The sequence below is a fragment of the Rubrivirga marina genome, assembly GCF_002283365.1.
Taxonomy (GTDB): domain Bacteria; phylum Bacteroidota; class Rhodothermia; order Rhodothermales; family Rubricoccaceae; genus Rubrivirga; species Rubrivirga marina.
The window spans coordinates 1,753,077-1,767,005 of record NZ_MQWD01000001.1 but is presented as its reverse complement, the minus strand read 5'-3'; the positions used below and the strand labels follow the sequence as shown (position 1 = coordinate 1,767,005).

At 73.3% G+C, this 13,929-nt stretch carries 12 protein-coding genes; 5 read left to right on the top strand and 7 right to left on the bottom strand.

Going from position 1 to position 13,929, the window contains the following annotated elements; translation table 11 throughout:
* The first annotated feature begins 63 nt into the window (after positions 1–63).
* From BSZ37_RS07360 to BSZ37_RS07350, 3 genes are read left to right on the top strand one after another with little or no spacing between them, the layout of a single operon-like run.
* On the top strand, positions 64–1,803 hold the full coding sequence (locus tag BSZ37_RS07360) for a DUF389 domain-containing protein (protein ID WP_095509929.1): 1,740 nt from the start codon (positions 64–66) through the stop codon (positions 1,801–1,803).
* A 43-nt stretch (positions 1,804–1,846) separates the two neighbouring features.
* The gene (locus BSZ37_RS07355; protein WP_095509928.1) at positions 1,847–2,224 is read left to right on the top strand and encodes a VOC family protein; all 378 of its coding nucleotides are present in this window, start codon (positions 1,847–1,849) and stop codon (positions 2,222–2,224) included.
* A gap of 2 nt (positions 2,225–2,226) precedes the next feature.
* Positions 2,227–2,709, top strand: a complete 483-nt coding sequence (locus BSZ37_RS07350) for a VOC family protein (protein ID WP_095509927.1) — start codon at positions 2,227–2,229, stop codon at positions 2,707–2,709.
* A gap of 3 nt (positions 2,710–2,712) precedes the next feature.
* Here BSZ37_RS07350 and BSZ37_RS07345 read toward each other — a convergent pair whose 3' ends face one another.
* Genes BSZ37_RS07345 through BSZ37_RS07335 form a run of 3 tightly spaced genes read right to left on the bottom strand, consistent with a single transcriptional unit; the run spans position 2,713 to position 4,369 of the window.
* Positions 2,713–3,156 (bottom strand): DUF421 domain-containing protein, encoded by a 444-nt coding sequence (locus BSZ37_RS07345; RefSeq protein WP_095509926.1) that lies wholly within the window; start codon positions 3,154–3,156, stop codon positions 2,713–2,715.
* A 4-nt stretch (positions 3,157–3,160) separates the two neighbouring features.
* Positions 3,161–3,646 (bottom strand): hypothetical protein, encoded by a 486-nt coding sequence (locus BSZ37_RS07340; protein ID WP_095509925.1) that lies wholly within the window; start codon positions 3,644–3,646, stop codon positions 3,161–3,163.
* Positions 3,647–4,369 carry a bacteriorhodopsin gene (locus BSZ37_RS07335; RefSeq protein WP_095509924.1) on the bottom strand — a complete coding sequence of 241 codons (723 nt, stop codon included), beginning with the start codon at positions 4,367–4,369 and terminating at the stop codon, positions 3,647–3,649. It lies immediately after the preceding gene.
* 185 nt (positions 4,370–4,554) lie between these two features.
* Between BSZ37_RS07335 and BSZ37_RS07330 the strand changes: the two genes are divergently transcribed.
* Positions 4,555–5,535, top strand: coding sequence for a DnaJ C-terminal domain-containing protein (locus BSZ37_RS07330; protein WP_095509923.1), 981 nt, complete (start codon positions 4,555–4,557; stop codon positions 5,533–5,535).
* On the opposite strand, the gene BSZ37_RS07325 is transcribed toward BSZ37_RS07330, so the two are convergent.
* Both BSZ37_RS07325 and BSZ37_RS07320 read right to left on the bottom strand, forming a co-directional pair.
* The gene (locus BSZ37_RS07325) at positions 5,525–8,590 is read right to left on the bottom strand and encodes a response regulator (RefSeq protein WP_143537583.1); all 3,066 of its coding nucleotides are present in this window, start codon (positions 8,588–8,590) and stop codon (positions 5,525–5,527) included. The two genes, BSZ37_RS07330 and BSZ37_RS07325, sit on opposite strands and share 11 nt — an antisense overlap.
* A gap of 137 nt (positions 8,591–8,727) precedes the next feature.
* On the bottom strand, positions 8,728–9,444 hold the full coding sequence (locus tag BSZ37_RS07320) for a head GIN domain-containing protein (RefSeq protein WP_179299514.1): 717 nt from the start codon (positions 9,442–9,444) through the stop codon (positions 8,728–8,730).
* Positions 9,445–9,679: 235 nt separating this feature from the next.
* On the opposite strand from BSZ37_RS07320, the gene clpB reads away from it, so the two are divergent.
* Positions 9,680–12,379 (top strand): ATP-dependent chaperone ClpB, encoded by a 2,700-nt coding sequence (gene clpB / locus BSZ37_RS07315; protein WP_095509920.1) that lies wholly within the window; start codon positions 9,680–9,682, stop codon positions 12,377–12,379.
* Positions 12,380–12,417: 38 nt separating this feature from the next.
* Here clpB and BSZ37_RS07310 read toward each other — a convergent pair whose 3' ends face one another.
* Both BSZ37_RS07310 and BSZ37_RS07305 read right to left on the bottom strand, forming a co-directional pair.
* Positions 12,418–12,768, bottom strand: coding sequence for a VOC family protein (locus tag BSZ37_RS07310; protein WP_095509919.1), 351 nt, complete (start codon positions 12,766–12,768; stop codon positions 12,418–12,420).
* A 253-nt stretch (positions 12,769–13,021) separates the two neighbouring features.
* Entirely contained in the window at positions 13,022–13,798 is a 777-nt protein-coding gene (locus BSZ37_RS07305; RefSeq protein WP_218830431.1) for a YciI family protein, read from the bottom strand.
* Positions 13,799–13,929: the final 131 nt, after the last annotated feature.

The following is a 13,929-nucleotide window of genomic DNA, read 5'->3' as shown; positions in this document are numbered from 1 at the left end:
CCCCGTGTGCCCGGGACCCGACACGCGGGCTCCGTCGTCTCCGCCGTTCGCCCTCCGCCCCTCATGCCCGATCCCGACGCGCCCCCGCCTGACGGCGCCCCCGAGGCGGGCGCCCCCGACGGCGACACCGAAGACCCCGTCCTCAAGCACGCGCCCGAGGACAACGGCGACTCGGCCGTCGAGGAGGCCGCGCGGCGCCAGTTCGGCCTCCGCACGTGGGACCGCCCCGCGCTCTACCGCGAGACCGCCGAGGCCGGGACCGACACGGACCTCCCGTTCTGGCTCGTCCTCTTCCTCTCGGGCGCGATCGCCACGCTCGGGCTCGTCCTCAACTCGACGGCCGTCGTCATCGGGGCCATGCTCGTGGCGCCGCTCCTGGGCCCGCTCCTCGGCCTGTCGCTCGCGCTCACGGTCGGCGATGGGCGGCTGTTCGTGCAGACCGGGGCGGCCGTCCTGCTCGGGGCCCTCGGGATCGTGGCGCTCGCCGCGGGGCTCACGCTGCTCCTCCCGTTCCAGACCGTGACCGACGAGATCGCGGCGCGGACGCGGCCGACGACGCTCGACCTCGGCATCGCCGTGTTCTCGGGACTCGCGGGCGCCGTCGTCACGGCCTCGCGCGAGGCTCGGCTCTCGGCCTCGATCCCGGGCGTGGCCGTCGCCGTCGCCCTCGTCCCACCGCTCGGCGCCGCCGGCTTCGGCGTGGCGACGGCGCAGTGGAGCATCACGCGGGGCGCGCTCTTGCTCTTCGGGGCCAACCTCGCCGGGATCGTGCTCAGCGGGATGGCCGTGTTCTTCCTGATCGGGATGCACCGGGCGCCGGTCGTCGAGGCGGCCCGCCAGTGGCACCGGTCGGGCACGGCGACCGGCCTCGCGGCGCGGCTCAGCGGGGCCCGCTGGCTCGACCGGCTCCCCGGGCTCGCCCGGCCGCAGACGCGGGCGCTCATCGTCGTCGCGTTCATGGCCGCCGTGTCGGTCCCGCTCACGACCTCGCTGATGCAGATCGTCCGCGAGGCGCGCGTGGCGGCGGCCGTCGACGCCGTCGAGGCCGACCTCCGGGCCGAAGACCGGGCGTTCGTGCTCGACCGGGAGGTCCAGCACGGCGAGGCCACCTCGGCCGTCCGCCTCCGGGTCGCGACGACCTCGTGGATCACGGAGGACGAGGAGGCGGCGCTCGCCGCGCGGGCCACGGGCCTGGCCGGCGAGGCCGTCACGCTCGACCTTGAGCAGGTCCTCGCCTCGTCGGGGGACCTCGCCGCGTTCGCCGCGGCGCTCCCGTCCCCGCCCTCCTCTCGGTCCGGCGCGGCCACGCCGCCCGAGTTGCCGACGGCGCTCGCCGTCGTCCGCGGCCGGCTCTCGGACGCGCTCCAGAGCCTCGCGCTCCCCGACGGCGTCCAGATCGTCGGCGGGCGGATCGTGGTCGAGGCCGACCGGTCGGGGCCCGTGCTGGAGGTCGCGTACGCCGCGCCTCGGCCGCTCCCGCCTGAGGCCGAGGTGACGGTCGCCCGGCAGGCCGCGCGCGCGCTCGGAGTCGACGGGGCCCAGGCCCGGACGCGGGCCGTCGTCCTCGGCCCGCGCGCGCTCCCCGACTCGGCCGCGGCCCGGCCCCTCGCGTCGCTCCTCGCCGCCTACCCCCGCCTCGGGCTGGCCCTCGAAGGGGACACGACCTCCGTCCGCGCCGCCCGCCAGCGGCTCGTGGGCGCCGGGGCCCCCGCGAGCCGCGTCACGGTCGCCCCGGACTCGACGCCGCCCCGCGCCCGCCTCACGCTCGCGCCCGACACGGTTCGCACACAGACAGGCGGTTGACACCGGCGAGCGATACGCTCGGGCATCGCACTCCCCCGCCCCGATGCTCGGTGCCTACGACTCCTCCGCCATCGTCGCCGTGCGCGACCTCGACCGCGCCCGCGCCTTCTACGGCGACCTCCTCGGCCTCGACGCCGAGGCCGACGCGGGCACGGGCGTCCTCCTCTTCAAGACCGGCGCCACGACGCTCGTCGTCTACCCCTCCGAGGAGGCCGGCACCAACCGCGCCAACGCCGTCGTGTTCAGCGGCATCGCCGACCTCGACGCCGTCGTCGGGGGCCTCCGCGACCGCGGCGTGACGTTCGAGCACTACGACCTCCCCGGCCTCACGCTCGACGGCGACGTCCACCGCCGCGGCGACGACGGGTTCGTGTGGTTCAAAGACCCCGACGGCAACCTCCTCCACCTCACAACCCTCTAGCCATGGCCGACCTCCGCCTCCTCACCCCCTGCCTCTGGTTCGACGGCCTGGCCCTCGACGCCGCCGAGCTCTATACGTCGCTCTTCCCCGACTCCGGCATCGACCACGTCGTGCGGACGCCCGGCACCGGCCAGGAGGTCCACGGCCGCGAGGAGGGGAGCGTGCTGACGGTCGCGTTCCACCTCGCCGACCAGCCGATGCTCGGGCTCAACGGCGGCCCCCACTTCACGTTCGACGAGGCCGTCTCGCTCGTCGTGACCTGCGCCGACCAGGCCGAGATCGACCACTACTGGGACGGCCTCATCGCGGGCGGCGGCCGGCCGAGCGACTGTGGCTGGCTGAAGGACCGGTTCGGCCTCTCGTGGCAGATCGTGCCCGACACCATGGGCGAGATGATGGCCGGCCCCGGAGCCGGGCGGGCGATGGACGCGTTTCTCACGATGCAGAAGATCGACCTCGCCGCGCTCGAGGCGGCAGCGGCGTAGGGCCTACGCCGGGACCACCGAGATCTCGCCGGTCCGCTCGACGAGCGCGTAGCGGACCTGGGCCATCCGCTCGAGCCCGTGGAGCCGGCGGGCCGCCAGGAGCACGTCGTCGGCCCCGACGCCGACCGCCGCGGCCTGGTCCTTCAGCAGGCGGCCGTCGGCGACGACGAGGACGGGCGGCCCGCCGCCGAGCACGCGCTCGGCCCGGGGCAGCCGGTCCTTGATCGCGGCCAGCCCGAGGTGGAGCCCCAGGAGCGTCAGGATGAGGAGGGCCGCGTTCGTCACCGAGTAGTCGTCCCCGAGGAGGGCGAGTTGGGTCGACTGCCCGATGATGATGAGGAGCACGAGGTCGAAGTTGGTGGTCTGCACGAGCGTCCGCCGCCCCAGCGCGCTGAACACGACGACCAGGAAGAGGTAGACGGCGGCCCCACGGAGAACGGCGTCCATGGGCTCAGGGGTAGACGACGGCGCGGACGGCCAGCCGCTCGCCGCCGTCGAGCGCGACGGCCCCGCGGAGCACGCCGAACCGGAGCGGCCGGGCGTGGACCGTGACAGCGGCCCCGGGCGCGGCGTCGAACGCGTAGCGGACGCCGCCCGCCACGGCCGCCTCGGCGCGCGCGGCGGGCGAGACGGCCTCGACCTGGAGCCCGTCGGCGAAGTCGGCCTCGAACGTCATCGCCGACGCCCCGCGGGGCAGCCGGACCTCGACCGCGACCGGCGCGTCGAGCCGCGCGAACCGGTCGTAGCGGACGGCGAACCCGCCCTCGCCCGCGACCGTCGTCCGGGTGAGCGGCCCGCCGCCGCCGAACACGCCGAGCAGGGCGAGGCCCACCGCGACCGCCAGCGCGCCGCGGGCCCACGCCCCCACGGCGGCGGCCCGGCGCGCGTACTCCGGGTCGGGGCGGACCTCCAGGCCCGGAGCGAGCGTCGGCGTCACCTAGGCCGTCGCCGTCCGCGACGGGGCGAACGTGCCGGCCTCCCCGTTCTGCTCGATCGTCCGGAGCGTGTTGGCGGCGAGGAACCCGAACCCGACCTTGGCGGCGATGTCGAGGATCGCGTAGAGCATGGCCTCGACGGGCCCGCCGAAGACGGCCAGCCCTTCCGGCGAGAGGAGCCACACGACGGGGTACGCCGTCCACAGCACGAGGTGGACGAGGACGAGCCGGTCGAACACGGACGCCGAGGCGGGCAGGGCCGCCTTCGCCTCCCGCTTGTACCGCCCCAGGAAGGCCCACGCGATCGCGAGGTAGGCCCCGGTCGAGATGGTCCACCAGACGAGGTGGAGTGCGGCCGGCGTGTCCTCGGTCAGGACCGTCGCCACGAAGCCCGTCGCGATCATGAACGCGTTGGCCCCGAGGAGTCCCCCGGTCAGCGTCGACGTCGAGCGGCCGAGGTACGTCAGCGCCAGCAGGAGGAGCGGCGTCGACAGGAACCACGTGACGTACCGGATCCAGACCGTGTTGTGCCCGCCCTCGGCGAGGTACGCCCCGTAGTCGGTCGCCATGACGAGGTACAGGGCGAACGCGATCAGGCAGATGAAGAAGTACAGCGACCAGAGGACCTGCCAGCGGCGCTCGGTCGCGCGCGCGGCCGCGAGCCCGAAGTAGGCCGAGCCGGCGGCCATCGAGGCGACGCCGATCCAATACCACGTAAACGTCATGAGGGGACCCGGGACGGGTGAGTCGGGAGAGGGGACCCGGCCGGAGGGTCGGGCAGCCGGAAAACCACCCGCCCTCACGTCCGCTCCCCGGCCGGCCAGAATCGGGCGGCACCTGACCGCGCCGCAGCCCGGCGGAACAGGAGCGGCAGACCGGGCGGTACACACGGCGCCCCCCTCCCCGACCCGTGCCCGCCCTCCCCGACCACTACGAAACGCTCGGCGTCGCCGAGGACGCCTCCGCCAAGGAGATCAAGAAGGCGTACCGTACGCTCGCCCAGCAGTACCACCCCGACCGGAACGCGGGCGACGCCGCGGCCGAGGAACGGTTCAAGGAGGTCCAGGCCGCCTACGACGTCCTCGGCGACGAGACCAAGCGGAAGGCCTACGACCGGGCCCGCCGCGACCCCTACGGCGGGCAGTACGAGGGGACGCCGTTCGACGGCTTCGGCGGGCCCGGCGCGGCCGGCGGCCGGTTCTACCGCACGCCCGACGGGACCTACGTCCGCGTCGACGCGACGGGCGCGGGGCCGGGCTTCGACGACGACGCGTTCACGTTCGGCGGGGGCGGCGGCCTCGGTGGCATCTTCGACCAGTTCTTCGGGGGCGCGGGCGGCCCCGGCGAGACCCGGTACCGCGGCGGGCGCGACGTCGAGACGACGGTCCGGCTGACGTTCGAGGAGGCGCTCCAGGGCGGACCGCGCGAGTTCCGCACGCCCTCCGGCGACACGGTCCGGATCACGGTCCCAAAGGGGGCCCGCGACGGGCTCAAGATCAAGCTGGCGGGCCGCGGCGAGCCGTCGCCCGGCGGGCGCGGTGCCCCAGGCGACCTGTTCATCACGTTCCGCGTGACCCCCGACGGCCGGTTCGAGCGGGACGGCGACGACCTCGTCACCACCGAGACCGTCACGGCGGTCGAGGCCATGCTCGGGACGTCGCGCGAGGTCCGGACGGCGACCGGCAAGACAGTCCGGGTGCGGATCCGGCCGGGCACGCAGCCCGGCACGCGGCTCCGCGTCCGGGGCCAGGGCGTCGAGACGGCCAAGGCCAAGGGCGACCTCTACGTCGTCGTCGAGGTCTCCGTCCCGACCCTCTCGGAGCGTGCCGCCGAGGGCCTCCGCCAGTGGGCCGAGGCCGAGGGGCTGGCCGACGCCGCCGCTACGCCCTGACGACGTCGCGGGCGGTCGAGGCCGCGCTCCGACGTCGGGCCGCGCGGTCCATCGCCTCGCGCATCGAGTCGAGTTGGACCGGCTTCGAGAGGTAGTCGTCGGCCCCGGCGTCGAGGCACGCCTCGCGGTCGCCCTCCATCGCGTTCGCCGTGAGCGCGACGATGTGCGGCTGGTCGGTGACGGTCCCCGACGCTCGGATGGCGCGGGTGGCCGTCAGCCCGTCCATCACCGGCATCTGGACGTCCATCAGCACGACGTCGTAGCCCTCGCCGAACCCGGCGCGGCGCTCGACCTCGGCCACGGCCTCGGCCCCGTTGGCGACCACGTCGACGGTGTAGCCGAGGCGGCCGAGGAGACGGACGGCCACCTTCTGGTTGACCACGTTGTCCTCGGCGAGGAGCATCCGCAGGTTGCCCGCAGACGACTCGGGCGCGGCGGGACGGGCCACCCAAGCCGTCGGCGCGTCGGCCGTCCGAGGCGCGGGCGGCGTGGACGCCTCCGGCACCGACCGCGCGGCCGGCCGGCCCTCGAACGCCTCGATGAGCGCGTCGTAGAGCTGCGACGGCTTCGTCGGCTTGTAGAGGACGGCGTGGACGCCGGCCTGACGAGCCTCGTCGCGGAGCGAGCCCTCCCGGTGGATCGACGTGAGCATGACGAGGACCGGCGGGCGGCCCGGCGCGCGCGCGACGATCCCGCGGGCCACGTCGAGCCCGTCCATCTGCGGCATCTGCATGTCGAGCAACACGAGGTCGTACGGCCGGCCCTCGGCGAGCGACGCCTCGTACGCCGCGAGCGCCTCGGCGCCCGAGCGGACCGCGACCGGGTGCATCCGCCAGCGCGTCGAGAGCCGCGAGAGGATCTCCCGGTTCACGTCGTTGTCGTCGACGACGAGCACGCGGCGGCCCTGGAGCGCCGGCTGCTCGCTGCGGAGGAACACCCGCTTTTCGGACGGGGCCACCTCGGCCTCGATCGAGAACGTGAACGTCGACCCGACGCCGAGCTCGCTCTCGACGCCCACCTCGCCGCCCATCATCTCGACGAGCCGGCGGCAGATCGAGAGGCCGAGGCCGGTGCCGCCGTACTGGCGCGTCGTCGACGCGTCGGCCTGTGAGAACGACTCGAACACGGCTTCGAGCTTGTCGGGCGCGATCCCGATGCCCGTGTCCTCGACGGCGAAGCGCACGTCGGCGAGGGTGCCCGCCTCGGGGTCGGGCGGGGCCGAGTCGACGCGGACGCACACGCTCCCCGCCTCGGTGAACTTGACCGCGTTCGAGAGGAGGTTGACGAGGACCTGGCGGACGCGCGTCACGTCGCCCCGGACGGTCCGCGGGACGCCGTCCTCGACGAGGTACGCCAGTTCGACGCCCTTCGCGGCGGCCGGCGGGGCGACGAGGTCGAGCGCCTCCTCGACGCACGTCCGGATCTCGAACGGGTGGGTCTCGAGCGAGAGCATCCCGGCCTCGATCTTCGAGAAGTCGAGGATGTCGTTGATGATCGTGAGCAGCGCGTCGCCGGACGTCCGGATGGTCTCGACGAAGTCGCGCTGCTCGGAATCGAGGGCCGTGTCGAGGAGGAGCGACGTCATCCCGATCACGCCGTTCATCGGCGTCCGGATCTCGTGGCTCATGTTGGCGAGGAACTCGCTCTTGGCCCGCGTCGCGTCCTCGGCGGCCACCTGGGCGGCCTCGGCGGCCTCCTTGGCCTCGATGAGCCCAGCCTCGGCCGCCTTCTCGGCCGTCACGTCGCGCGAGATGCCGACGAGGCCCGTGATCTCCCCGCCGGGCCCAACGAGGGGGACCTTCGTCGTCGAGACGAACCCGCCGTCCCGCGTCGACTCGACCCTGTTGATGAGCGGCTCGCCAGATTCCATCACACGGCGGTTGTCGGTCCAGTAGGTCTGGGCGAGGTCCTCCGGGAACAGGTCGAACTCGCTCATCCCCACGGCCGCCTCGGGGTCGTCGATGCCGTGGGGGGCGAGGCTGGCCTTGTTCCGGAGCGTGAACCGGCCCTCCCGATCCATGGCATAGATGAAGTCCGGGACCGCGTCGACGATGGTACGGAGCAGGCGGCGCTGCTCGGCGACCTCGGCCTCGCGAGCCTCGGCGGCCTCCTTGGCCTCGAGGATCGCCGCGCGAGCCTCCTTCTTCTCGGTCACGTCGCGCGTGATGCCGATGAGCCCGACGACGGCGTCGTTCTCGTCGCGGAGCGGGATCCGGGACGTCTCGAGCCACCCCGTCTTCCCATCGTACGCGTAGCGCTCCTCGTGGTCGAGGACGGGGTCGCCGGTCTCCATCACACGCTCCTCCTCTTCCCAGTAGCCCGCGGCCACCTCGGGGTCCTCGGACTGGTCGAACACCGTGAGGCCGACGGCCTCGGCGGGGTCGTCGAACCCCATGTGCTCGGCGCTGTACCGGTTGCGGACGAGGCACCGCCCCTCGCGGTCCTTGACATAGATGTGCTCCGGGATGGCGTCGATGACGGTCCGGAGCAGGCGCTCGCGGGACTTCAGTGCCTCGCGGCCCTCCCAGAGCGCTCGGCGGATGCGGACCTGAGCGGTGGCCCCGATCCCCGCCAGCGTGGCGAGAACGACGAAGTAGCCGCCGATCATGAGGGCCCCGTCGCTCATGGCCCCGACGGCCACGAGCGCCCCGATGAGCGCGCCGACGAGGAGGCCGACGGCCGCCCACACCTGCCGCACCGTCCGGGCGTAGGGGGCGACGGCGAGGACCGAGGCGCTCCCTGCCGCGAGCACGCCGACCGTCCACGGCACGTCGAGACCGTTGAGGGCGCCCAGCCACGTGAAGTAGACGACGAGACCCGTCGAGGCGATGAGTGCCAACGCCCACACGGTCCGGCGGACGATCGAGCTCACGTAGGTGAGCGACCACAAGGCGAGCATGAACCCGCCGTACCCCGCCCGGTACGCGAACGGATCGACGTAGTCGGGGTCGATGGCGTGGTAGACGAGCCAGAAGGCCGGCACGGCCAGGGCGCCGACCAGCAAGATCCAACGGAACGCAATGACGGTGGCAGACGGGCGGTTCGGGTCGGGCACGGGCCGGTCGAGGTGGGACCCGCCCGGTATCGGCGGGGGTAGGGCCGACTAAACCTGCGGCACATCCCCCCCGCGTACCGTTCGGGGACGCCGACGCGGCGCTCGCGAGTGGCGTGGCGGCCCCGCGACGCCTCCGCTCAGTCGCCGCGGCGGGAGACGTCACCGGAGCCCATCACGCGGCGCGAGACCGTGGGCGAGCCGAAGTAGTGGACGTCGCCGGAGCCCATGATCTCGACGTCGAGCGCCTTCTCGACGCGGACCGTCACGTCGCCGCTGCCCGCGACCGACACGGAGGCCTCCCCCGCGGCCAGTCCGCTGGCGTCGACGTCGCCGGAGCCCGCGATCTCGACGTCGAGGCGCCCGGCCCGGCCCGACAACGTGACGTCGCCGCTTCCGGCCACCCGGACGTCGACGGCCTCCGCCCGGAGCCCGTCGAGCGCAAGCGCCCCAGCCCCTGCGATCGCAGCGTCGAGGTCGTCCGTCTGGACGTCAGACGCCTCGACCCGGCCCGAGCCGGCAACCTCGACGCCCTCCAGCCGCTCGACCCCGATGCGCATCCGGAGCGGCCGGTCCAGACGGAACGACGCGCCGGGCGGGACCTGGATCGACAGCTCCCCATCGTCGACCTCGACCTCGAGCCGGTCGACGAGGTTGTCGTCGCCCTCGATGACGAGCGGCGCCGCCCCCGGCGTGATCACGAGCGTGCCGGGCGCCGCCAGCCGGACCTCGCGGACCCCGTCGGCGTCAACGGTCCGCCGGCCCTCGGTGCCGGAGCCCTCGACGCGCTCGCCGTCGGTGGAGACGTTGAAGCATCCGGTGGTGAGGACGGCCAGGAGAAGCAGGAGCGCACGCATGGCACAGGGGGCGAGAGGAGGCGAGGCTACGGACGGAGGCCCGGATGGGTGCGAACCGGCCCCGCGGCAGTGTCGTGTGACGGCAGACACGGGCGGCCCGCGGGTTGTGCGAAGGCCGTCCCAATAACGGATGACAGGGTGACAGTCACCTCCTCCCTGGCACGCCCTTCGCTCGTCATTGGGCGAGACTGACACCGACCGCCGGGCCCGCCCGGCGACCCGACACCCGACCCGAATGAACCTCCAGAAGTTTACCGTCAAGGCGCAGGAGGCCGTCCAGCAGGCGGCCGAGATCGCGCAGTCCAAGAACCACCAGGGCATTGAGCCGCCCCACCTCCTCAAGGCGTTCCTCCAAGACGAGGGCGGCCTCGTCCCGACCCTCCTCTCCCGCCTCGGCGCCAACGCCGGCACGCTCGCGGCCCTGGCCGACCGGTCCATCGACAAGCTCCCGACCGTGACCGGCGCGAGCGTGTCGGGCCAGTACGTCGGGACCGACCTCAACAAGGCGTTCGACCGGGCGCTCAAGGAGGCCGAGGCGCTCGGCGACGAGTACGTCGCCAGCGAGCACCTGCTGATGGCGCTCGCCGAGGGCGACGGCGCGACCGCCAACGCGCTCCAGAGCCAGGGCGTGACGAAGGACGCGCTCCTCAAGGTCCTCCGCGACGTCCGCGGCGGGCAGCGCGTGCAGGACCCCTACGCCGAGTCCAAGTACGACGCGCTCAACCGCTACGCCCGCGACCTCAACGAGGCGGCCCGGAAGGGCAAGATCGACCCCGTCATCGGGCGCGACGACGAGATCCGGCGGGTCTTGCAGATCCTCTCGCGGCGGACGAAGAACAACCCCGTGCTCGTGGGCGAGCCCGGCGTCGGCAAGACGGCGATCGCTGAGGGGCTGGCGATCCGGATCGTCGAGGGCGACGTGCCCGAAGGGCTCCAGAGCAAGCGGATCCTCGCGCTCGACATGGGCGCGCTCATCGCGGGGGCCAAGTACCGCGGCGAGTTCGAGGACCGGCTCAAGGCCGTGGTCAAGGACGTGACCGACTCCGACGGCGAGGTCATCCTGTTCATCGACGAGATCCACACGCTCGTGGGCGCGGGCGGCGGCGAGGGCGCCATGGACGCGGCCAACATCCTCAAGCCGGCCCTCGCGCGCGGCGAGCTCCGGGCCGTCGGCGCGACGACGCTCGACGAGTACCAGAAGTACTTCGAGAAGGACAAGGCCCTGGAGCGGCGCTTTCAGATGGTCCTCGTAGACGAGCCGAGCGTGGACGACACGGTCGCCATCCTCCGCGGGATCAAGGACCGCTACGAGGTCCACCACGGCGTCCGAATCACGGACGGCGCGATCGTGGCCGCGGCCGAGCTATCGGACCGCTACGTCACGAACCGCTTCCTCCCCGACAAGGCCATCGACCTCATCGACGAGGCCGCGTCCCGGCTCCGCATCGAGATCGACTCGACGCCGGAGGAGCTCGATCAGGTCGAGCGAGAAATCCGCACGCAGGAGATCGCCCGGGAGGCCGTCAAGCGCGAGGGCGACGACGCCCAGGTCGAGGCGATCACCGAGCGGCTGGCCAACCTCGAGGAGGAGCGCGACCGGCTCCGCGCGAAGTACGAGCAGGAGCGCGACCTCGTGACGACCATCAAGGACTCGAAGGCCGAGATCGACCGGCTCAAGATCGAGGCGGCCGACCTCGAGCGCCACGGCGACTTCGGGCAGGTCGCCGAGATCCGGTACGGCCAGATCCCCCAGTTGGAGCAGGCCATAGAGGGGGCCACGCAGAAGCTGGCGGACGTCCAGAAGGGCGGGGCCATGCTGAAAGAAGAAGTCGACGCCGAGGACATCGCGGACGTGATCTCGCGGGCGACGGGCATCCCGGTCTCGAAGATGCTGGAGACCGAGCGCGAGAAGCTCCTCCACCTGGAGGACGAGATCGAGAAGCGCGTCGTCGGGCAGCCCGAGGCCGTCGAGGCCGTGGCGAACGCCGTGCGCCGGAGCCGCGCCGGGCTCCAAGAAGCGAGCCGGCCGCTCGGCTCGTTCATCTTCCTCGGGACGACCGGCGTCGGCAAGACGGAGCTGGCGAAGGCGCTCGCCGAGCAGCTGTTCGACGACGAGTCGGCGCTCGTGCGGATCGACATGTCGGAGTATCAGGAGCGGCACACCGTCTCGCGGCTCGTGGGTGCGCCTCCCGGCTACGTCGGCTACGACGAGGGCGGGCAGCTGACCGAGGCCGTCCGCCGCCGGCCGTACTCGGTCGTGCTCCTCGACGAGTTCGAGAAGGCGCACCCGGAGGTCTACAACGTGCTCCTCCAGGTCCTCGACGACGGGCGCCTGACCGACTCGAAGGGCCGCGTGGTGGACTTCACGAACACGATCATCATCATGACCTCGAACCTCGGGTCGGAGCTGATCACGCAGAAGCTCGGCACCGACCGCGAGATCACCGAGGCCGAGATGGACGCGCTCCGGGACGAGCTCACGGCGCTCTTGCGCCAGCGGCTCCGGCCGGAGTTCTTGAACCGGATCGACGAGACCGTCGTGTTCCGACCGCTCGGGCGCGACCAGATCCGCCAGATCGTCGAGATCCTGTTCTCGAACACCCAGCGGCTGGCGGCCCGCCAGGGCGTCCGCCTCGTGCTGACGGACGCGGCGAAAGACGCGCTGGCCAAGGAGGGCTTCGACGCGGCGTTCGGCGCGCGCCCGCTCAAGCGGGTCCTCCAGCGGCAGGTGGCGAACCGGCTGGCCGAGCAGATCCTCTCCGGCCTCGTGGCCGAGGGCGACGCCGTCGTGATCGACGCGGCGCCGGGCGGGGGCGTCTCGCTGGAGACGGTCCCCGCGGGCGAGCCGCTCCCCGACGGCTCCGCCCGCCTCGGCACCGAGGCGGAGGACGATGAGGCTCAGACCCGGCCGATGGCGCCGGCGGGCGCGGCGTAGACCGCTCCGCCCCGCTGGCGTCCGTGCCGGCGCGGCGGTTACTCGGCCTCTCCCCAGACCGCGAGCTCGTTCCCGCTCGGGTCGAGAAAGTGGAACCGGCGCCCGCCGGGGAACGAGAACGGCGGCGTCGAGATCGTCCCGCCCGCGGCCTCCACGGCGCGCTGGCTGGCCTCGAGGTCGTCGGAATAGAGGATCACGAGCGGTCCGCCCGTCCGGGGCGCCTCGGCCTCGGCCATCCCACCGACTTCGCGCTCCGGTCCCTGAATGCCCGCGTACGTCGGGCCGTAGTCGGTGAAGGTCCAGCCGAAGGCGGCGGTGTAGAACCGCTTGGCCTCGCCCAAGTCGCGGACGGTGAACTCGAGGTAGTCGATGGCGTGGTGCGTGTGCATCGGCGTGTCCGGAGGGCGCGCAAACCTATCCCGGAGCGGCGGATGGCACGTGCCTTTCTCGCCGGCGTCGTCGACGTGACGGGGCGTGCGCCAGATGGTTCGCGCCCGGCCCGTCCAGGCACCCGCTGCGCTCGACGGCGACCCGGGCCGTGTGGACACGCTCATCGTCCCGTCGCGGGCGCTCTCCGCTTCCGCCGCCCCGCCCCCCCCGCCTCGGCGCCGAAGCGGGAGGGCCGGATCCGGGCTGGCGGACTCACACGTCGCTCTGCGCCCGGAGGGCCTTCTCGCGTTCCTGGAGCTCCGGCGTCAGAGCCCCGCCGAAGTCCGCGTCGGCGAAGACGGGGCGGACCTCGCTCGTCCCGGTCCCGACGACCCCGCCGAACCGCTCGCACCACGGCCGGAGCGCGTCGAGGGAGTCGGCCTGGTAGACGGCGTAGCCGCCGATGACCTTGGGCTCGGGGAATGGGCCGGGGACGACGTTGGGGTCGCCGTTGGTGTACTTGACGCGGGCGCCGTCGCCGGTGGCATGCAACCCGCCGGTTTCGAGGAGCACGCCCGCGTTGGCGGCATCGGCCATGAACCGGGCCATCGCGGCCTGCTCGGCGGCGTCAGGCGCGGGCGCCGCCGACTCGTCGTGCATGAGGAGCGCGACGAATCGGGGGCGCCCGTCGGGCCGCGGCGCGCGGAACGACGGGAGGGGCTCGTGGACCTGGCGGACCTCGAGCGTCACGTCGCCGTCCTCGCGGGGCCAGCGGAGGGCCCACGCGACGGCGTCGTCGAGGGAGGGCGCATCGATGACCGTGATGCCGGCCACAAGCGCGTCCGTTCCGGCGACCGGCCCACCGGTGAGGGTCGAGGTGCCGCCGTCGTGGTCGTAGCGGGCGCCCTCGGCCGACGGCTTGAGGCCGTAGCCGTCGAGGAGCACGCCGGCCCGCGCCAGGGACTCGTTGTAGGCCGTCATGGCCTCGAGGAGGTCAGTGGAGGGCAGGAGGCCGGCCTCGGTGTCGGCGTCGGCCTTGCGAAAGATCATGAACCGCATCGTCGGGAGGGCTGGTGGGTCGGGGGAGCGTCCCCCTCCTCCCCTACCGAGAAGCAGCCCCCCCGTCCGTCAACGCCGCCCGGTTTTTCGCGCCCGCCTGCCTCGGTCGCCCCAACGAGACG